Raw genomic sequence first — 21,787 nt, forward strand, 5'->3', positions numbered from 1 at the left:
TTATTTGTTGAGAATTTGTAATTTTTGTAATCGATTCTATTAAACTTCTATAAGAATATCAAAATATTCTATTGATTTTTTAAAAAATCTTTTTTTGTGTAAAAAATGCATTTAATTACGATTTCTAAGTTTTTGATAACATTGTAAGTATATAATTGTTACAATGATTTATACGATTTATTGATGCGAAGTCTAAAAAATTCAAACAATAACTGCATTTTTGTAGATCAATTCAATATATGATACTCCGTACATATAACTCATTATTCAGTGAACAAAGAAAATAATAACGGGCAAATATTCGATAGTCAAGTCTTATCAAGAATGACATCATTTTTAAAGCCCCACTTCAAATATTTTTTACTACTTGTCTTCTTGACAATTGGTCTTGGTGTTTTAGCACCTGCTAGACCTTGGCTTATTCAGTATACAATAGATAATTTTATTGTGTCAGACGATATGCCTGGTTTAAATAAAATGGTAATTATACTAATTGTTGTACAGTTAGTTCAGGCATTAGTACAGTTTTGCCATACTTATTTATCAGGATGGTTAGGACAGCATATAGTAAAAGATATGCGTGTTCAATTATATGAACATATCTTAAAGCTTAAACTTAAGTTTTATGATAACACACCAATTGGAAGGTTAGTTACACGTGCGGTTTCTGATATAGAAACCTTATCCGAAGTATTTACAAATGGAATTGCAGCAATGCTTGGTGATATCCTTCAATTGATATTCATCTTTGCTGTTATGTTGTATACAGATTGGAGATTAACATTAATAAGCTTATCCGTACTTCCATTATTACTCTTTTCTACTTACGTTTTCAAAGAGAAAATTAAAGTAGCTTTTGGTGATGTAAGGAACGCTGTATCTAACCTCAATACATTTGTACAAGAACATATCACAGGAATGAATGTGGTGCAATTGTTTAGTGCAGAAAAGAGAGAGCAAAAAGAATTTCAAAAAATCAATAAAGAACATAGAGACGCAAACATTGATACCGTTTTGTACTATTCTATTTATTATCCGGTAGCAGAGGTTATTGCAGCTTCTGGAACAGGATTATTGGTTTGGTGGGGAGCACATAGTGTTTTAGAAGGATATGCTACATTAGGTACGCTTATAGCCTTTATTATGTATATCAACTTGTTTTTTAGACCTATCCGAATGATTGCAGATAGATTTAATACATTACAAATGGGTATTGTATCTTCTGATAGAATCATTAAGCTTTTAGATGATAAAGATTTTATCTCAAATGAAGGCACTTATGCACCAGATACTATAGAAGGTAATGTAGAATTTAAACACGTTTGGTTTGCTTATAAAAATGATGATTATGTACTTAAAGACATATCATTTAAAGTAAAACATGGTGAAACAGTGGCTTTAGTAGGAGCAACAGGGGCAGGGAAATCATCTATTATTAATCTGATTTCTCGCTTTTATGAGATTAATAAAGGGACAATTACAGTAAATAATATAGATGTAAAGGAATATGACCTTTATAATCTAAGAAAGCATATAGGTGTAGTTTTACAAGATGTATTCCTTTTCTCTAGTTCAATTAGAGAAAATATTACACTTGGAGATAAATCAATTACTGATAAACAGATTTTAGATGCTGCAGAACTAGTGGGAGCGAAATCATTTATAGAAAAACTTCCTGGCGGATTAAATTATGAAGTAATGGAACGTGGAGCGACACTTTCAGTTGGTCAACGTCAATTATTATCATTTGTTAGGACAATGGTTTATGACCCCAAAATTATCATACTAGATGAAGCAACTTCATCAGTTGATTCGGAGACAGAAGCTCTAATTCAAAATGCTATTTCATCTATGATGCAAGGCAGAACTAGTATTGCAATTGCCCATAGATTAGCCACAATACGTAATGCTAATAATATTATTGTATTGGATAAAGGAGAAATAAAAGAGTCGGGTAGTCATGAAGAATTACTCAAGAAAAAAGCCTTTTATGCAAAGCTCTATGAGATGCAATACAAAGAAGTTGAGAACGTTAATTGATATTTGCAAGTTCATGATGTATCTTTGCAATACAACAAACAATAAAAAAATACAGCCATGGAATTGAATTCAATTTTGTTATTCGGCATGCCAGGTGGTTTCGAATGGATAATCATTGGTTTGGTTGTTCTTTTGCTTTTCGGTGCTAAACGTATTCCTGAACTAGCTCGTGGTTTAGGAAGTGGAATCAGAGAGTTTAAAGACGCTAAAAGTCAGATCTCAGATGAGATTGAAAAAGGCATAAAAGAAGAGGAGAAGAAAGAAGATAAGTAAAGTAATCTCCTGTATCTTGATATATTTTTAATGAAATGTATTTTTCGTTAAATATTTCGTAATAAAGCTGAGAAGTTTATCTTTGTCATTCAGATAGGATAAACTTCTCTTTTTTTATAGAGAAAAATCCATTTTTTAATGACCACCTGTCTAATGAAATTACGAATATGACAATGTATAAGGCATTTGAAGAAATAAAAACTGCAATTACTGAGGGTTCTACAAGTTGTGAAGCTCTAGTAAAAGGTTACTTAGCAAGAATTGAAGAGAAAAAGCACCTAAACGTGTGGAATGAAGTGTATACTGAAGAAGCTTTACAAAAAGCTAAAGAAGTAGATGCTAAAATAGCGAAAGGAAATGCAGGTAGATTAGCAGGGATGGTTGTTGGTCTAAAAGATGTGATTGCTTACAAAGATCATGGTTTACAGGCTTCAAGTAATATGCTTGATGGATATGTATCTCCTTTTTCTGCAACTGCAACAGACAGATTACTTGCTGAAGATGCAATTATTATTGGAAGACAAAGTTGTGATGAGTTTGCAATGGGCTCTTCTAACGAGAATTCTGCTTTTGGTGTAGTAAAAAATAATATTGATGAAACGCGTGTGCCTGGTGGATCTTCTGGAGCATCTGCAGTTGCAGTTTCTGATGATCATTGTTTAGTTTCTTTAGGTTCTGATACGGGTGGATCTGTAAGACAACCAGCAGCTTTTACAGGAACAGTAGGTTTAAAGCCAACATATTCGAGAATTTCTAGATGGGGTTTAATTGCGTATGCTTCTTCTTTTGATACAATTGGAGTGATTGCTAACAATGTACCCGATGCATCTTTAGTTTTAGAAATAATTGCTGGTCAGGATGAAAATGACGCAACAGTTTCTCAGAAAGAGGTTCCTGCTTATAGCAAAACCGTAGAAGAGAAACCAAAGGAAAAATTAAAAATAGCTTACTTTAAAGAAACTGTAGAAAGTGAGCACTTAAATAAAGAAATCAGTAAGAAAACATTTGATAAAATTGAAGCTTTACGTGCAGAAGGACATGAAGTAGAAGGTATCGAATTTCCATTACTAGATTATTTGTTACCTACTTATTATATCTTAACAACAGCAGAAGCAAGTACAAATTTAGAACGTTTCGATGGAGTGAGATATGGTCATAGAACTAAAGAAAATGTAGATTTAGAAGGATTGTATAAGAAATCTAGATCAGAAGGCTTTGGTACAGAAGTAAAGCGTAGAATAATGTTAGGTACATTTGTACTTTCAGCAAGTTATTATGATGCTTATTTTTCTAAGGCACAAAAGGTACGTCGTATGATTAAAGAATCAACAGAAAAAATTCTTTCTGAATATGATTTTATTTTAATGCCAACTACCTCTACTCCCTCTTTTGAAATAGGTAAATATGGTGAAAACAATCTGTTAGAGCTGTATTTAGGCGATTTGTATACCGTACATGCATCATTAGCAGGTTTACCAGCTATCTCAATTCCAAATGGAGAGGATAAAGATGGATTAACAATTGGCTTACAAATTATGGCAAACCGTTTCGAAGAAGAAAAAATGTTGTCATTCTCTCAGTATGTATCTCAATTATAGTAGATAAAAATATATAATTTTATAGAACCTCTCATTAGTTATAATTAATGAGAGGTTTTTATTTATAAGAGTAAAAGTAATTGCTTATTAAGATACATTTTGCATTTATAAATTTTATATTTGTCTCCAAGAGGATTCAGTAAATTTACCTACAGTTTCCATTGTTCCCCATAGCGTTAATCGCATCCTAATTTTTAAATCGAAGTATGCAGTTCAAAAGCATTTATATTCAGTTCTTATTTATTTTATTTTTAGTGACCTCTTCTTTATCCTCTTATGCTCAAGATGAAGAAAATGCGACATTAACTTGGAAAGATAGTTTATACACAGTAGAACTTCCTGAAGGGTATTTAATGCCTTCAGATACTTTAGAAATAGTAGAAGCGGCACCCTATGCACCTTGGTTTGAAAACTTTGATGATTTTGATACAACTTCTTCAATTCCGATTGATATTACAGATCAGACATATGATTATGTGCCTAATGTATCAGATAGTTTAGTGAAGGAGAGGTTGCAGAAAATGCAAAAAGATATACCTCTTACTTATCACGAAAGAGTACGCTTATTTATCGACTATTTTACAGTAAGAAGAAGAGATTATACTTTATCAATTTTACAGAGAAAAGATATTTACTTTCCGATGTTCGAAAGAATTTTTGCGGAAGAAGGTGTTCCTACAGAACTTAAATATTTAGCAATAATTGAATCGGCTTTAAAGCCAGTAGCCTTATCGAGAGTTGGAGCAAAGGGATTATGGCAGTTTATGCCAAGAACAGGTAGAGCATATGGGTTAAAACAGAGTTATCAGATAGATGATAGAATGGACCCCGAGAAGGCAACTAGAGCAGCAGCACGTTATTTAAAGTTTCTTTATAATTACCATGGTGATTGGGAATTGGCAATTGCAGCCTATAACTGTGGACCTGGAAATATTAGAAAAGCACAAAGAAGATCTGGTAAAAAACACTTTTGGGATATCTATAAGAAACTTCCAAGAGAAACACGTTCTTATTTACCTCAATATGTAGCAATGGCTTATGTAATAACGTATGCAGATGAACACAATTTAATTCAGGATCTTCCTAAATATGAAATTCCTGCTGAAGATATATTTATTAGCCAATCTGTTGATTTAGGAAAGTTAGCAGAGCAGTTAAATGTTTGTAGAGAAGATTTAGTGCTTTTAAATCCATCTTTACGCTTTGGATATGCACCTAACTATGTTAAGAACTTTAGAATTAAAATTCCAGAGGCTCGTTTTGAATATTATTTAGAACATCAAGATGAAATTCTAGCTAATATTAAATATACTGGTAAAGGTGGAAATGTTGGTGATGGTTATTATTATCATTACGTTAGAAGAGGAGAATCTTTGGGGATAATTGCTAGTAAAAATAGAGTATCACTTTCTAATTTAAGAGCATGGAATAATATAAGAGGCAATACAATTTATCCAGGTCAAAAATTAAAAATTTATGGTAATGCTTATAGTCCTGGTCCTAAAACTAGTACAACATCAACCGTAAAGAAAAATACACCAACAAAATCTAGTGGAGCAAGTATTTATCATACAGTTAGAAGTGGAGAAACCTTAGGTTCTATAGCTAAAAAGTATAGAGTTTATGTTGCCGATATTAAGAAGTTGAATAAAATTAGTGGATCAACAATTTATAAAGGACAAAAGCTTTTAATTAAAGAAGGAAAATATAAAGCCCCTGTTACAACTACACAATCTACAGCCGCAACAACTAAGAAAAATTCATCAACCACAGGCAATTTGATGTATCACACTGTTAGAAGTGGAGAGACTTTAGGTGCAATAGCTGAGAAATATAATACGTCAGCATCAAAAATTAGGCAATGGAATGGGATTAGTGGGTCAACGATCTATAAAGGTCAAAAGTTGAAAATATATTCATCTTCTACTACTGTTACAGCATCTTCAACAAAAACAGTAAAAAAGACTTCTTCTAACTCTAAATATGGTCCATCGGCTAAAACAAGATATCATACTGTAAGAAAAGGAGAAAGTATTACAGAAATTGCTAAGATGTACAGAGTGTATGTAAAAGATATTAAAAGAGTGAATAAATTGTCTAGTTCAGCAATTCGAGCTGGACAAAAGTTAACTATTCCTCCTTCACCATCAAGTGTATTAAATGAGGGGAAAAGTACTTCTACCACAGTTTCTTCAGTAGGTTCTTATACAGTAAAAAGTGGTGATACTTTATGGAGTATATCTCAAAAGTTAGGAGTAAGTGTATCAGAAATAAAGAAGCTAAATGGTATGAAAAGCAATAATCTTAAGGTTGGGCAGAAATTAAAACTAAAATCTTAAGTAACATTAAACGATCATTTGATGATTTACTGTTAAATTGCGCATTCAAAATAGAAATAATAGAAAAATGGCAGATATAAAAACAAATCTTATTGAAGAGTTGCAGTGGCGTGGTATGCTGCATGATATAATGCCAGGTACAGAAGACCAATTGAACAAAGAGATGACAACGGCTTATGTAGGTTTTGATCCTACGGCTGATTCTCTTCATATTGGTCATATGGTATCTGTAATGTTATTAAGACATTTACAAAAGGCAGGGCACAGACCTCTAGCTATTGTAGGTGGTGCAACAGGTATGATTGGTGATCCTTCGTTTAAAGAAGCTGAAAGACAACTTTTAGATAATGAAGCAATACAAAAAAATATTGCTGGAATGAAAGGTCAGTTAGAGAAATTCTTAGATTTTGATTGTGGAGAGAACTCAGCAGAGATCTTAAATAACTACGATTGGTTCCAAGATTTTAGTTTTATCGACTTCGCACGTGAAGCTGGTAAACACCTTACAGTGAACTATATGATGGGTAAAGAGTCTGTAAAGAAGCGTTTAGCATCTGGAACAGGTATCTCTTTCACAGAGTTTACTTACCAATTACTACAAGGATGGGATTTCTATCATTTATATAAAACAAAGAACTGTCGTTTACAATTTGGAGGTTCAGACCAATGGGGTAATATTGTTACGGGTACAGAATTAATCCGTCGTAAAGCTCAAGGTACTGCTTTTGCAGCAACATGTCCTTTAATTACTAAAGCAGATGGAACTAAGTTTGGTAAAACAGAAAGTGGTGCAGTTTGGTTAGATCCAGAAAAAACATCGCCTTATGAGTTCTACCAATTCTGGTTAAATGTAGCTGATGCTGATGCTGAACGTTATATTAAAATCTTTACTTTCTTGGATAAAGAAGTTATTGATCAATTAATTGCAGAGCATGCAGAAGCACCTCATTTACGTCTTCTTCAAAAGCGTTTAGCAGAGGAAGTAACAAGAGCTGTACACGGACAAGAAGAATTAGATATTGCTATTTCAGCATCAAATATCTTATTTGGAAAGAATGTTACAGATCAATTAAAAACTTTAAATGAGCGTACTTTACTTCAAGTATTTGATGGAGTAATGCAGTCTGAAATTACTAAAGCTGATTTAGAAGGAATGGCTGAGATTGCTGATTTATTATCAACAGGAACTCAGAACCAATTATTTGCTTCTAAAGGTGAAGCGAAACGTATGATTAAAGGTGGAGGTATTTCAATTAATAAAGCAAAACTTCAAGGAAGTGAATTGCCTAAAGATATTGAATTACTTCAAGGTAAATATATTCTAGCTCAAAAAGGAAAGAAGAATTACTGCTTAATTAAAGTAGTTTAGTTTATTCAACTTTTGAGTAAAAAATTAGCCTCAGTTCTATTTAAGAACTGAGGCTTTTTTGATTGGTATGTGGCATTTTATTTAGCAGCACTAACTACAACCGAAGATTCGTTCAAGTACTCTTCTAAGAAAGAAATACGAGGTGAATCCGTAATTATAGAAGCTTTGTATAATGATAATCGGGCTGCTGATAAATCATTTACTCTAAAAGCCGCTACAGCTTTATTGTAATATTGAAGTCCAGCGATATCTTTAATGGTTAAATCTTCTTTTAAGTCTAACCCATATTTTACGTATAATAACGAGTTGTCTAATCTTTTTTGGTAACCTTCTACTTTATTAGCTATTGCATGTTTACCATTTATATAACCGTAAACATCTGTAGATTCTATTAAAGTAATTCCTAATTGTGGGTCGTTTACCATAATATAAACATGACTATTAAGTTGCTTAATTTCATATTCATAATCTAATTCTTTAAGAATATGAGCAAACAATAATGTTCCTGTAAGGCAATCGTAAGTACCGTTTTTTAGCAATAAAGAAAATGTACTACACTCATTATAATTAACAAGGTACTTTGCTCTAGTCTTAGTGAATATTTTTTTTAAGATGGATTTATTAGAAGATGCTTTTTTGATTTTCCAATCAGCAATCCAATTATCTACATCTCCTTTTAATTTAGAAAACTCTTCTCCTGTAATATTTTCTTGAGGTGAAAAGTATAAAAAGAAAGGATTTTTTTCCCATGCCTCATCTGTATTATTCAAGGCATAATATTCTAACATAGAGTTAGTATTGTTCTTTGTAATTTTAATCGATTCATTTTGTCCATACACACTCATATTCATCAAAAAGATGAATGAAATGATAAGTGATGATATGATCGTTTTGAATTTCATAAATTAGATAACAATTTCTTTATGTTACTAATATACGTAAAAAAGACTTCTAAAGTTAACATTGAGTTAACATTGAGGATTAATTATGTCATATTGATGTAAAATTGGTGTTTAATTCAATCAAATATTAATTTAGTACTACTTTTTTGTTCACATTGAGGTAACAAAAAAGGAGTTGCTCCATTGAATGAAACAACTCCTTTCTTATAGGAAGAATAGTTAGGTTCTTCTAGAAGTCATATAGTCTTTGACCTATATTCCATCTAACTGCTGCACCTAAATAATTTTCACTTTGTGTATATCTAGCATCATCACTTGATAAGTTTCTATATGTACCTCTTAAATCAACAAAGATATTGTGGAAAGGAGAATACGTTAAAGTAGCATCAATATAAATAGTACTTACTTTAGTTCCTTGTAATAAAGAGTTGTCAAAAGAGTCAGGAGAGCCTGGAGCTGTATTGTAATCTAAGAAGATATTAGAACCATAATTAGTTACTGTATTACCATTAGCGTCTACCTCGTTCATTCCTTGCTCTCTCCACATTGCTTTACCTGTAAATGATAATTTAGGTAAGAAATGAGGGCGGTATCTTAAAATACCAATAAGTTCATAGAAGTTAGCTCCATTAGGGTGGGCAAGTTCTTGATAATAGTGGGCCTGATTTGCATAGAGCTGACCATTTCTAGTACTACTAACACCTTGTGGATCTTTATGAGAATAAGTATAAGGGTCTACTACGTTAACTTCACCTTGTAAATCTAAGTTAGATAAGCCAAATGCATCTATGTATTTAGCACCAAACTGATAAGCAAATTTATTACCGTAGAAACCTTTTCCTAAATTAGCAACACTTAAATCATCAATCATTATTTGAGTATAGAGTTGAACTTTACCCCAAATATTATATTTAGCATCAAAACCAATTTGTACGTTATCAACATCTCCTAAACCATGTTCTAGTGATCTGTAAAAAATGATTGGGTTTAAGTAAGCAAGATCAAAATTATTGTTGCCCAAAGAATCTGTTCTGCTAAATATAGTTTGCTCGAACAATCCAATATTTAAGTTCTTTGTAATATTCCAACCTAAATGGTGCATTGTCATAAACTTTTTAGGAAGTGCACGGCCAGGATTTACATTATCAGCAATCATCTGAGCATATAAGTTAGTATACTCTAAATGCCAAACTCTTGTGTTAAACTTTAAATAAGTATAGTCATTGGCAAAATCTGATAGAAATAATGATCTATAACCATTACTCATAAAGTTTCTACCATGTCCAAATTCTGCTCCGATATAATCTTTTAATAATTGGAAAGTAACATATCCTTGCGCATTAAAATAATCAGCTTTTCCACCATCATCTTTATACCATTGTTGACGAGGGAAAGTACCATTATGTGTCTGAGAGTATTGTTGACCATAGAAAGGTAACCTTTCTTGGTTATCACTTGCTTGCATATAGAACCCAACTTTACCTGCAATAGACCCCCTCATTACAACCCCACGTTGGTTTACAAAAGGTCTAGAAGTATTTAAGTTGTCATCGCCTGCACTAAATAGAACTACAGGGTTAATATGCACATCAAAATCTTTTTCGTGCACATTTACAAGATCAATCTTGCTTCTATAAAAATATTTTAAGAAAGGCTTCTTTACATCTGCAATTGTTGTATCAGACATGTGTTCCCAGTTGTCTAATGCTAAGTAAGACAATTGATATTTATCTGATTCAGAAAGAGTTCCTTGATATGTACTATCAAAATTTTCTACAAATGCAGCAATATCTTTTCTACTGTATGGCTTTATATTAGTGTATATATTTCCAAAGTCTTTCTGCTTGATCTCATATCTATCAATTAAATGATAATATTCAGGATCGTAAGGTACATTTGAAGATTGTGAATACACAGCATGAATGTTCAAACTTAAGAGCAGAACGAACAGACTTTTGATTAGAGTTGACTTGTTCATCGATAGTTATGCTTATTTACAGCTACTTATAACTGAGAAAAATCAGTTAAAAAATAAAGTATTGTAAAAGTACAGAATAATGTTAATTAATTAACATTTAACTAGCACAAACATCAAATAACTTGCCAAATAAATGTAAGTGATTACTCAGAAGTTTGTTGAGGAGACGAAGAATGTAATTGATATCCTAAAACAGGGCTTCCAATAAGTTTTCTAACAGAAGTAACACATCTTAAACCTAAATTTTTAAGCTGTTTTTGCAGTTTTAAAGTTTTATAATTTCGAAATTCTTTAATGGAATAAAACCCTGTAGGAGTGATATAAAATTGAGGTGGAATAGTTTTCCAATTGGTAGCTGAAAGATATACATCTTCCTTAAAACTTTTACAGTCTAAAAAAGCATAAGCTCTTCTATTAAAGTAATTGAAAATTCGCCCTTGATTAAAAGAGTAAATATGTTTTTCATCAATAGATGCTACTACATCTGTGATAGTATTTATTTTTAAATTATTAGGGAAGTTATTTGTAATAACATTTTCTATCATTTGTGGAGTTGCCTTATAAAAGGTAAGTCTTAATTTTTCAGAGGATAACTCGAATTGATCGGGATTATCTTTGGTTAATTGAAATATGAAGCGATATAAATTCCCATAGAGATGATGCAAACTTCCAATAGTCCAATAATTGTGAGATAAAATAAAATCGGTCTGTTCTGAAAGTATACTTTGTATTATACCCACATCTTCATTAAAATTATGGTACAAACTTCGAACATTGGGAGGCAGTAATTTTTGATCAATATCTATTGCACCAATAAGTAAAGTATTAATATTTCTTTGGAAAGATAGATGTTCTAAAAATAATTTAAAATAAGGGGGTAAGCTTCCTTTTACGGGGATAATTAAAGCAATTTTAGTCGATTTCATAGATGATAGTGTTTAATGGGATAATGATAGTTTTATTAGATATGATACTATTACTTACGTAAGTTATTGACAATTAGTTTGATATATATGTGATTTAAGGTTTTGAGATCACTATAAATAAACTATGATTACAAATTTATTTACCTATTAAATTTACCAATTGTTCTATCAATTTTATAGGGGATATTCGCGGAATTGTATAATCTTTTTTAGAATTAAAATAAAAGGGGTATTTCTGCTCTCAATCAGAAATACCCCTTTAGTATTATTTAAAGAAAAATCTTACTTTTCTCTTCTAATCATACCTGCAGCTACAGTGTTATGTGTTGCTTCATCTACTAGAATAATAGAACCTGTTACTCTGTTAGACTTGTAAGGGTCTGACATGATTGGTTTTGTAGTTCTAATTTTTACACGAGCAATATCATTCATAGCTAAAGATTTATCACCTTCAATACGGCTTAATGTATTGATGTTTACTTTATACTGAATATCTTTAATTATACATCTAGCTTCGTTAGTTGTATGCATCAAGATATATTTTGCACGTGGCCTTGGTGGTTGATCATCCATCCAACAAAGCATTACATCTAAATCTTGTGTAGCTTGAGGTTTATTGTTAGGACGAACTAACATATCACCTCTTGAAATATCGATGTCATCTTCCAAAGTAATTGTTACAGACTGTGGAGGGTAGGCTTCTTTTAATTCTTTATCGAAAGATAAGATTGATTTTACTTTAGAAGTAAAGCCAGAAGGAAGTGCAACAACATCATCACCCACTCTAAATACACCACTAGAAACACGACCTGCATAACCACGGAAATCATGGTACTCATCTGAGTGAGGGCGGATAATAGTTTGTACAGCAAAACGAGGATCAATGTAGTTGTTGTCGCTACTGATATAAATCGTTTCTAAAGTATGTAATAACGTTTCACCTTGGTACCAAGGCATAGCTTCTGATCTATTTACCACGTTATCACCTTTTAATGCGCTAATAGGCACAAAACGAATTTCTTTTAAGTTTAGTTTAGCACCAAACTCTTTAAAATCTTCTTGAATTTTATTGAAGACTTCTTCGTCATAATCAACAAGGTCCATTTTGTTTACACAAACTACCAAGTGAGGAATTTGAAGAAGAGAAGCAATAAAAGCGTGACGGTGAGTTTGCTCTACTAGTCCCTTTCGAGCATCAACAAGAACTAAGGCAAGGTTTGCTGTAGAAGCACCTGTAACCATGTTTCTTGTGTACTGAATATGACCAGGTGTATCAGCAATAATAAATTTACGCTTTGGTGTAGCAAAATATCTATAAGCTACATCAATTGTAATACCTTGCTCTCTTTCAGATCTTAACCCATCAGTTAATAAAGATAAGTCTACATGTTCTAGACCTTTTCTTTTTGATGTTGCTGAAACTTGCTCTAATTGGTCTTCAAAAATTGATTTTGAATCATATAATAAACGGCCTATCAATGTACTTTTTCCGTCATCGACACTACCTGCTGTTGTAAATCTTAGTATTTCCACTTTGTTGCTGCTTTGTGATTTTTAGAAATAACCTTCTTTCTTACGGTCTTCCATAGAAGTTTCCGAACGTTTGTCGTCAGATCTGTTACCACGTTCAGTTTGACGCATAGCAGATACTTCTTCAACAACTTTTTCTACAGTATCCGCATCAGATTCAATACCACCAGTAATAGTAATATCGCCTAATGTTCTGAAACGAATTTTCTTACGCTCAATTTTTTCACCTTCGCGAAGTACTGTAAATTCAGAAACAGGCAACCAAGTGTTGTCTCTCCAAATCACATCTCTTTCGTGTGCTAAATAAAGAGAAGGAATCTCAATTTTTTCTCTCAAGATATATTGCCAAACATCAAATTCAGTCCAGTTAGAAATTGGGAACGCTCTAAAGTGTTCTCCTTGGCTGTATTTTCCGTTAAATAAGTTCCATAATTCTGGACGTTGACGTTTTGGGTCCCATTGCCCAAACTCATCACGGTGAGAGAAGAAACGTTCTTTTGCACGTGCTTTTTCTTCATCTCTACGACCACCACCAATTAGTACATCAAAATTTTCTTTTTCAGTAATATCTAATAGTGTAGTAATTTGAAGAGCATTTCTACTAGCATTGGCACCAGTTTCTTCAATAACTCTACCATCTTCAATAGCTTCTTGAACAGAACCTACCGCTAAACGAACGCCTAGATCTTGAATTAGATCATCACGGAATTTAATTGTTTCAGGGAAGTTATGTCCTGTATCTACATGAAGAAAAGTAAAAGGAATTTTAGCAGGGTAAAACGCCTTTTTCGCTAAGTGAGCGACAGTAATAGAGTCTTTCCCTCCTGAGAATAGAAGTGCTGGATTTTGGAACTGAGCAAATACTTCTCTTAGTACATAAATTGCTTCAGCTTCCAACTCGTCCAAATGTGAAAGTTGATAATTACTCATTGATGTATAGTATATTTTATTTGTATCCTATAGTTTAAGTAGGTTTATAGTAATTTGAATTAAGCTATAATTCTACACAAGCGATAAAGATAAAATGTATTCTTTAAGTATTCTAAAAAATAGAGGTGAAATTATGTCAATAAGCTGATTTATAGCTTAATTGTTATCCCTAGTTCTGTTGCAATATCTTTTCTTTGCTGTACTAACAGGGTTAAAAGTTGTAATGCTTCCATCATTTTTTCATCATTCCCATTTTTTTCAGCTTCTAATAAACCTGTATTGCATTGGTCTATAAGGTCAGAAAGGTAAGTGAGTTTATAATGTAAGAGAGAATTATAGGCAAGTCTACCAATGTTTTCATCCATAGTAGGAATCATAATTCTATGGCGTTTAAACCATTCATCACTTGGTTTATGTTCTTCATTTAAATCAGTGATTCTTTGTAAAGTTTTACGGTCTTTCTCACTACTATATTTTTCTTTGAAATGATTTACAGAAGGAACTTCTCCCATTGCAGTTTCATTTTTATAATCAACTAATATTTGTTGGCAAAACTCATCTTCGAGCATCATTGAACCTAGTTCATTAAAAAGGTACTCGTAGATATAACCAACTTTATCATCTACGTAAGCTCCACCGTATAGTAATAAAATTCTAATAAATTCTTCTTCATGGATACCTAATTTAGATAAACGGTTACCAGTTGTAGATCTAGAAGAAGTTTCGTCTTTTTGATCACTATTTGGTATTTCTTGAGGTCCTAATGGTGGTAAATAACCATTTTCGCCATCAAAATGAGGTTCTGGAATATCAAATTCAGGAGCGAAAGATGGAGGTGGTACATCTCCAAAATTATCCATCGGAGGAGGAGGTAAATCAGATGGCATGTTTGGAGGAGGAGTACTTGGTGGAAGACCACTTGATCCTGCTCCATTTGGATTTTCATACGGACGACGAGCTCTTGTTTTCTCTTTTTCAATTCTTTCAATCTCCCTTTTTGTTAAAGCGTTGAGTTCTTTTATCAACCCATCAACCGAGATATCAAAAACAGTAGCACATTCTTTTATAAAAATCTCTTGCTGAATTGTATCAGGTATTTTGACAATACTTTTAAGTACTTCTCTAACTTTTTCAGCTTTATTTAAAGGGTCATTTTTAGCTTCTTCATTGTAGAGTTTTGCAGCAAAAAGAATAAAATCAGTTTCTGCATCTTTTAAAAACTCAGCAAATTTAGTTCCCCCTAATTGTGTACAATAGCTATCCGGATCTTCTCCTTCAGGTAAACGAACAACCCGAACGTTTAAACCTTGTTCAAGAAGCATATCTACACCACGAATAGCAGCTTTTAAACCAGCAGCATCTCCATCAAAAACAGCTGTTACATTATTTGTAAAGCGTTTTATTTGTTTTATCTGTCCTTCTGTTAAAGCGGTACCAGATGATGCAACAACATTTTCAATACCCGATTGATTTAATGAAATAACATCTGTGTATCCTTCAACTAGATAGCATCTATCTTTTATTCGTAAGGCATCTTTTGCATGGTAAATACCATAAAGAGCATCACTTTTATGATAAATTTCTGTTTCTGGAGAGTTTAGGTATTTGGGTTTGCCATCTTTTTTGAGTGTACGTGCTCCAAAGGCAATTACACGGCCAGATAGATCATGTATAGGAAACATCACTCTACCTCTAAAGCGATCGTATTTTTTTCCTTTTTCGTTTTCAGAACGTAAACCTGCTAATTCAAGAGATGTTTCAGTATATCCTTTTTCGAATGCACTTTTTTCCAGAGCATCCCAAGCATCAAGACTATATCCTAAATCAAACTTATTTATTGTGTCTCCGTTGTACCCTCGATTTTTAAAATATCCTAGACCTAATGATTTCCCTTCTTGTGAAGTTTGCATAGTTCGCATAAAGAAATCTTTAGCATAATTCATTGTTAAGTAAATACTTTCCCTACGTTTATGCTTTTCTTCTTCTTCGGGAGAACGTTTTTTCTCTATAATTTTAATACCATATTTGGCAGCAAGATATTTTAGAGATTCAACATAATTTAAACCTTCTTTTTCTTGTACAAACTTGATAGCATCCCCAGAAGCACCACAAGAAAAGCATTTATAAAGGTTCATGCTTGGTGTTACATACATTGATGGCGAACTATCGACATGAAAAGGACAGAGTCCAATCCATGATTTACCCTTCTTTTTTAGGGTAACAAAATCTTCGACAACTTCAACAATGTCTAACGTTCTTTTTATTTCTTCTACGGTTTCCTGAGGTATCATTAGAATCTATCCTTATTTAAATTGTTCTATAAATATGAACAATATTATTCTTGGCATTACAAAGTTAAAGGATTGTGATGTAACTTCACTATAACACATTCAAAAGGATCACAATGATTGCGTCAACCAAAGGTATTACATTAAGTAGTCTTCGTTACAGAGAATCTTCTTTGATAGTACATGTGTATACAGAAGAATTTGGGAGAAGAGATTACATCATAAAAGGAGCTTTTAGTAAAAAAAGTAATAAGGCATCATTTTATCAGCCCTTAAATTTATTAGCTATGGAGGTTTATGAGAACCCAACTAATAATTTAAATTTGGTAAAAGAAGTACAGGTAATAGAACCGTTATTATCTTTTAGAATTGTACCTCAGAAATCTATGATTCTTACTTTTGTTACAGAGTTTTTAGAAAAAGTTTTAAGAGATGATGAAGTTGGAAATAAAGAAATTTTTGAATTCTTATCTTATAGTTTAATTGAGTTAGACAAGCTAAAAGCGAATTGGAATTGCTTTACACTACAGTTTATGATGAGGTTAAGTAATTATTTAGGCTTTGGTATTGAAAATGGAGAAATGTTGATTCAAGAAACTGATGTGGCTGGTTATGAGGATCACTCAATTATCATGGCACTAAATCAACTTTTAAATACACCTTATGATTCAGCTCCTCAATTTCCACTTCAATTTAGAAGACAATTGATGGATATAATAATTAAATTTTATGCTTTGCAGATTCCAACTTTTGGAGAGTTGAAAACTTTACAGGTATTGAGAGAAATGGGTACAATATCTCAAAAGAGAAAAAGGTGAAGTTTGATTTACTCCACCTTTTGGACTGATTATATTAATCGTATATATATTTCTTTGTCTATTACCTGAGGAAGGCCATTAATATCATTTTGACTACTTAATTGAACATGAACGGTATAAGTACCAGTTTCTGTTAACTGTGTATTTATAAATTTCTTGAGGTTGATAATCACAGATTTTTGTTTTTCGATTGGAAAACTTAATCCTACTAAATCTATTTTTTCAATACTTTCTCCATCATCAGCAGCTCTTACAACATGCCCATTACATTTAATATCTAATACCTGTAAGTTATTAGCACTAGTAATTTTAAGAAAAATATTATCAAAATGACCTTTTTTACCAACAATTGTTTCGGCAATATCAATATTTAAACCCTTAACTTCAGGAAGAGTGTTGTCTTCATGTTCATCAAAATATGTCATTGCAAATTCTTCAGAATCAGGTTTATTAAAAGTATTTGAGTGTGTATTTATGAAATAAGCATTAAATGATAAAATGCCAATCATAGAAGTTACGATAAGGAAAGTTATTGATTTCATCATTAGAGAATTTAAAGTGTAAGTTCTCTACTATAGACGTTATCTAACTTCAATTCGTCAACAAATAGTTTAAATTTTAAGTTAATCTAACTTAATGATTGTTATTGTATTACGCCTCTACTTTTCGAGAAGATAAGAATAAACCAAGAAAAGTAAGGCACCCATTGAGTAATAATAGTTCATACCCAAATTTATATCCATTTAGTAATTCTGTAGAGTAAGTTTTTATAAAATAACATATAGTAGGTGCTAATAAGCAGATAAGTACATAATATCTAGGTTGATATTTCTTATTCATTAATATACCAAATGAAAATAAACCTAATAGTGGTCCGTAAGTATAAGAAGCTATTTTTAGTATGGTATCTAGTGCGTTTGTATTATTAATTGATTCAAAAATGATTACTAAAATAAATAGTAAAAAGGCAAAAGAAAAATGTGTTAACCTTTTCACTTTTTCTTTATCATCGTTTGATTTTTTACTATCAGTTAAGTTTAAAAAGTCGACACAAAATGAAGTAGTTAATGATGTTATAGCAGAGTCTGCACTAGAAAAAGCTGCAGCAATTACGCCCAATAAAAATATACTAGCTCCAATAAAACCTAATTTTTGTTGTGCAATTAATGGGAATACTTTATCTGATTTACTAGGTAACTCTAATTGAATAAAATCTGCATAGCTGTATAAGTAAACACCCAATAATAAAAATAATGCGAGAGTGAGAAATAAAATACCACTAAAAATTACCATGTTTTTTTGTGAGTCTTTTAGCTTTTTAATGGTAAGGTTTTTCTGCATCATGTCCTGATCAAAACCTGTCATTACAATAACAATAAAAGCTCCAGCAATAAACTGTTTCCAAAAATAATTTGGAGCATTTATATCCCAGAAAAAAACTTGAGTATAGGTAGTATTCTCAGTAGCTTTTGTCCAAATTTCACCCATTGAACTAGACATTGTATTAGTTATTAATACAATTGTAAGAACACCAGCAATAAGCATAAATGCACTTTGTAGTATATCTGTCCAAACAACTGTTTTTATTCCGCCTTTAAGCGTGTATAAACTAATAATCAGTAATAATATAAATGCGTTAACTAAGAAGGGAACACCTAATGGCTCATAAATAAAGGTTTGTAGCACAGTAGCCATTATAAATAGTTTGCCGGCAGCCTGTAAACCTCTGGATAAAATAAATAAGGATGAACCAGTTTTATAAGCAGTTTTTCCAAAACGGTTATTCAGAAAACCATAAATGGATATCAAATTATTGGAGTAATAGAGCGGCATTAAAACGTAAGCTATTACTACATAGCCAACAATATATCCAAGTCCCATTTGTAAGTAGCTAAAAGAAGCAGCCTTTACTATACCGGGTAAAGATATAAATGTAATACCAGAAAGGGTGGTACCTATCATTCCAAATGTTACAGCATACCAAGGAGAGTTTTTGTCTCCGGTAAAAAATGTTGTTGTGTTACTACTTTTTGAAGAATAAAAAGAAATGACAAATAATAATACCACATAGGCTAAGAATAAACCTAAGCTTTCAATTGCAGAAATACTCATATAAAAAAACACCTTAATTATTGAATCACAAAAGTGATAAGATTAATTGACTTCTGAAAGAAAGCCGAATGATCTTCAATAATTAAGGTGAATAAGTAGTTATTCTTTTAACTAGAATTGTGATGACGTCTGAGCATCAAAAGAAGTTAGGGTGTAATATGGTAATACAACTCTTTCTCCTTTATTAAATTTAGGTAACTGAATAGTACGTTTTTCTTTTGTCCCTTTTAAAGTAGTAAGTTCTATTTCTACAGAAGTTTGACCTTCTACAAGAGGGATTCTAGAATAAGAAATATCTTTAGGGAGTGATTGCCAAGACCTTGTGTCAGCAGATTCTGTAGCAGAACCAATTATACTTAAAGCGGCACCCCACCCTTCATTTTCTTGAGAAACTTTTGCTGCTACACTTTGTTTTAAAGCTACACGTAATAGTGTTTTACTAAACTCAAGTAACATTCTTTCTTCAAGTACTTTAAAAGAGATAGCATTGATATCTTCAGCAAAAGAGAAACCGTATTTATTTCCGGTACTATCCATTACAATAGCATCTTTATAAAAGCTTTTTCTTTCTACATATTTAGGGAATACAGCTCTAATCCAAGATACAGAAGGTTGATCTTTACCTGCGTAGTATGGGAATGTTAATCCAAGATCTTTATTCACGAATGTAACCCAACCGTTACTTCCTTGGATAATTGCAAAGTTAATTCCCCATTCATCTTTAACAGGAGACATACCATTGTTCCATAAAAGAACTAAATCGGCATATGCTTCATCCTTTTTATTTTCAATGCCAAATTTCTTAGCGTATTTATCTGCATCATCCCACAGACCAGTTTCTTGAGCTGTTCTCACTAAATCTAACTTTAGTTGTTGAGGGATTGGTGTTTTAAATAATTTAGCATAATCATTTTCGTAAATATCTAAAGCGTTACGATATGCGATAAATGCATTGTTAGGATCGTTGAATGCCTCATAGATAATACCCATCATTACATGGATAAAAGCGTCTTTTTTATATTTTTTATCCGATTTATATTTATCAGAAAGCTGATTTAAACGGATATTCATTCGCTTACATTCAACAAGAGCCTCGTTATATTGTCTCATTTCAAGGTAATTTAGAGCCTTGAAATAGTTTACCATTAGTTTTTCGTGGTCCTCGCCAGGGTAAGTTGTTAAGTTAGGATTTAGAAGTAAAGCACCACCTTCTTCTAAAACACTTTTTTTATGATCCTCTACAAAAATATCAGCCTTTTGGAAGTATTGATTACTTTGATCAAACTCTCTTTGAAGGGAAGTAACCATACCATAATTGACATAGTATAGAAATTCCAAACGCCCTGTTTCCATTTTCTTACTCGCGGCCATAAAAGCTGCTGCTTGATCATAATTACTTTCAGATAACGCTTTGTTAAATTCGTACGTTTTCTGGTAGAATGTTGGAGCACAAGCAACTACGGTGAAGACTAATGTTAGACAGATTAAAAAACGATAGATCATACTGAAAAAAAAGTTGAGTATGTTGGTTTATATATAAGAGAACCTCCCTAAATCCTTTATGGTTTTAGGGAGGTATATTTTTTTAATATCAAATTAGTTTTTGATATACTTTTTGATCTCTTTATCTCCGATCCAAACTTTTTCAGTAGTTTCAAGATCAGCTAATTCAAGATTGATTTTGTAGTTTACTAACTTTTCTTTTTTAAGTTCATCAACTGTAGAATTGATAGTTCCGAACATAATAAAGTCAGCACCTAACTCTTGTGCAATTCTCTTCTGAGTTTCTTCAGAAGCATTTGTTTGTTGAGACTGTTGCTCAGCACGTAATTGCTCACGGAATTGATCGTTTTCTACAACTCTTACTTTACCAGAGTTAATAAATTCACGCTCAATATCTTTAATAAAAGTTTCTGCTTCAATGTGCTCATGGCTTTTATTAATAACGCCACCTACAATTACTACAGGTTTTTTATTTTTAGAGTTTTCAAAGTTTGGTAACCAAGGACGGCTCATAACATCAGAAATCATATCTTTAGATACTTGTCTTGAATCTGTGTCATTCCATCTACCACTAATATCAATAGTTTGGTTTGGGTCTACTCTAGTTACAGATCTAGAACAAGATCCTACTATAATTAAAGAAAGAATTGCTACTGCAAAAGTAAATCTCTTCGTTAAATTCATTGTTTTGTATTGTATTAATTGTAATTATACTTAAAAGCTATTGTAAGACAAACTTACCTTTAGGCTTGTCAAGTTTCTTTAAAGTTATTTTGGATTCTGAAATACTAACGATTTTAAATCTTGAAGAAGCAGTATCACTAGAACCATCTCCTTTACCATGAACAAGTAATAATTCTTTTTTACTACCCATTACCCATTTGCCAGCAAGATATTCGTTACTGTTATTTTTAAAACCGAATTTTTTATCGATAGAGAAATGTAATGTATTTCCTTCGTCTAAGGCGTAAGTCTCTTGTTTTGTGAGTTTATCACGCTTAACTTCAGTAATCGTCCAGTCTTTGCTAATTAAAATTTCTTTTCTAGCATCAATATTTTGGGCGAAACTATCAACAGACATGAAAAGAGTTAATCCTAATAGAAAAGCAAAAGCTCCTCCAATTTTTGTAGTTATTTTCATAGTTATGATTATTAATTTATTAATTCTTTTGCCAAACGAT

At 32.0% G+C, this 21,787-nt stretch carries 17 protein-coding genes; 6 read left to right on the top strand and 11 right to left on the bottom strand.

Translation table 11 applies throughout. The features are described 5' to 3' along the window. Positions 1 to 270: 270 nt before the first annotated feature. The 5 genes from KM029_RS14735 to tyrS all read left to right on the top strand — a co-directional run bounded on the left by KM029_RS14735 (position 271) and on the right by tyrS (position 7,619). Positions 271 to 2,040, top strand: coding sequence for an ABC transporter ATP-binding protein (locus KM029_RS14735; protein ID WP_144073978.1), 1,770 nt, complete (start codon positions 271 to 273; stop codon positions 2,038 to 2,040). A gap of 57 nt (positions 2,041 to 2,097) precedes the next feature. Next, positions 2,098 to 2,313 (top strand): twin-arginine translocase TatA/TatE family subunit, encoded by a 216-nt coding sequence (locus KM029_RS14740; RefSeq protein WP_144073979.1) that lies wholly within the window; start codon positions 2,098 to 2,100, stop codon positions 2,311 to 2,313. 167 nt (positions 2,314 to 2,480) lie between these two features. After that, positions 2,481 to 3,911: an Asp-tRNA(Asn)/Glu-tRNA(Gln) amidotransferase subunit GatA gene (gene gatA, locus KM029_RS14745; RefSeq protein ID WP_144073980.1), complete on the top strand. Its 1,431-nt coding sequence runs from the start codon at positions 2,481 to 2,483 to the stop codon at positions 3,909 to 3,911. Positions 3,912 to 4,117: 206 nt separating this feature from the next. Next, complete coding sequence (locus KM029_RS14750) at positions 4,118 to 6,250, top strand: LysM peptidoglycan-binding domain-containing protein (RefSeq protein ID WP_144073981.1); 2,133 nt, start codon at positions 4,118 to 4,120, stop codon at positions 6,248 to 6,250. 67 nt (positions 6,251 to 6,317) lie between these two features. After that, positions 6,318 to 7,619 carry a tyrosine--tRNA ligase gene (tyrS, locus tag KM029_RS14755; RefSeq protein ID WP_144073982.1) on the top strand — a complete coding sequence of 434 codons (1,302 nt, stop codon included), beginning with the start codon at positions 6,318 to 6,320 and terminating at the stop codon, positions 7,617 to 7,619. A 77-nt stretch (positions 7,620 to 7,696) separates the two neighbouring features. Here the strand turns inward: tyrS and KM029_RS14760 are convergent, their stop codons facing one another. From KM029_RS14760 to dnaG, 6 genes are all read right to left on the bottom strand, one after another. After that, positions 7,697 to 8,521 (bottom strand): hypothetical protein, encoded by an 825-nt coding sequence (locus tag KM029_RS14760; protein WP_144073983.1) that lies wholly within the window; start codon positions 8,519 to 8,521, stop codon positions 7,697 to 7,699. 229 nt (positions 8,522 to 8,750) lie between these two features. Next, complete coding sequence (locus tag KM029_RS14765) at positions 8,751 to 10,499, bottom strand: hypothetical protein (protein WP_144073984.1); 1,749 nt, start codon at positions 10,497 to 10,499, stop codon at positions 8,751 to 8,753. Positions 10,500 to 10,642: 143 nt separating this feature from the next. Then, a complete protein-coding gene (locus KM029_RS14770; protein WP_144073985.1) occupies positions 10,643 to 11,425 on the bottom strand; it encodes a hypothetical protein in 783 nt (260 codons plus the stop codon). Between the two features lie 282 nt (positions 11,426 to 11,707). Further along, entirely contained in the window at positions 11,708 to 12,958 is a 1,251-nt protein-coding gene (gene cysN, locus KM029_RS14775; protein ID WP_144073986.1) for a sulfate adenylyltransferase subunit CysN, read from the bottom strand. Between the two features lie 21 nt (positions 12,959 to 12,979). Further along, on the bottom strand, positions 12,980 to 13,885 hold the full coding sequence (cysD, locus tag KM029_RS14780) for a sulfate adenylyltransferase subunit CysD (protein WP_144073987.1): 906 nt from the start codon (positions 13,883 to 13,885) through the stop codon (positions 12,980 to 12,982). 149 nt (positions 13,886 to 14,034) lie between these two features. Beyond that, on the bottom strand, positions 14,035 to 16,176 hold the full coding sequence (gene dnaG / locus KM029_RS14785) for a DNA primase (protein WP_144073988.1): 2,142 nt from the start codon (positions 16,174 to 16,176) through the stop codon (positions 14,035 to 14,037). A 113-nt stretch (positions 16,177 to 16,289) separates the two neighbouring features. Between dnaG and recO the strand changes: the two genes are divergently transcribed. Further along, positions 16,290 to 16,991 carry a DNA repair protein RecO gene (gene recO, locus KM029_RS14790; RefSeq protein WP_144073989.1) on the top strand — a complete coding sequence of 234 codons (702 nt, stop codon included), beginning with the start codon at positions 16,290 to 16,292 and terminating at the stop codon, positions 16,989 to 16,991. A 29-nt stretch (positions 16,992 to 17,020) separates the two neighbouring features. On the opposite strand, the gene KM029_RS14795 is transcribed toward recO, so the two are convergent. From KM029_RS14795 to KM029_RS14815, 5 genes are all read right to left on the bottom strand, one after another. Continuing rightward, positions 17,021 to 17,536: a hypothetical protein gene (locus KM029_RS14795; RefSeq protein WP_144073990.1), complete on the bottom strand. Its 516-nt coding sequence runs from the start codon at positions 17,534 to 17,536 to the stop codon at positions 17,021 to 17,023. A gap of 106 nt (positions 17,537 to 17,642) precedes the next feature. Next, positions 17,643 to 19,103, bottom strand: a complete 1,461-nt coding sequence (locus tag KM029_RS14800; protein ID WP_144073991.1) for a sodium:solute symporter — start codon at positions 19,101 to 19,103, stop codon at positions 17,643 to 17,645. Positions 19,104 to 19,214: 111 nt separating this feature from the next. Beyond that, positions 19,215 to 20,606, bottom strand: a complete 1,392-nt coding sequence (locus KM029_RS14805) for a COG3014 family protein (RefSeq protein WP_144073992.1) — start codon at positions 20,604 to 20,606, stop codon at positions 19,215 to 19,217. Positions 20,607 to 20,699: 93 nt separating this feature from the next. Beyond that, complete coding sequence (locus KM029_RS14810) at positions 20,700 to 21,290, bottom strand: penicillin-binding protein activator LpoB (RefSeq protein ID WP_126615897.1); 591 nt, start codon at positions 21,288 to 21,290, stop codon at positions 20,700 to 20,702. 37 nt (positions 21,291 to 21,327) lie between these two features. Next, entirely contained in the window at positions 21,328 to 21,747 is a 420-nt protein-coding gene (locus KM029_RS14815; protein ID WP_144073993.1) for a hypothetical protein, read from the bottom strand. Between the last annotated feature and the right edge of the window lie 40 nt (positions 21,748 to 21,787).

Origin of the sequence: Flammeovirga kamogawensis (genome assembly GCF_018736065.1) — a bacterium.
In the GTDB taxonomy this organism is placed as follows: Bacteria; Bacteroidota; Bacteroidia; order Cytophagales; family Flammeovirgaceae; genus Flammeovirga; species Flammeovirga kamogawensis.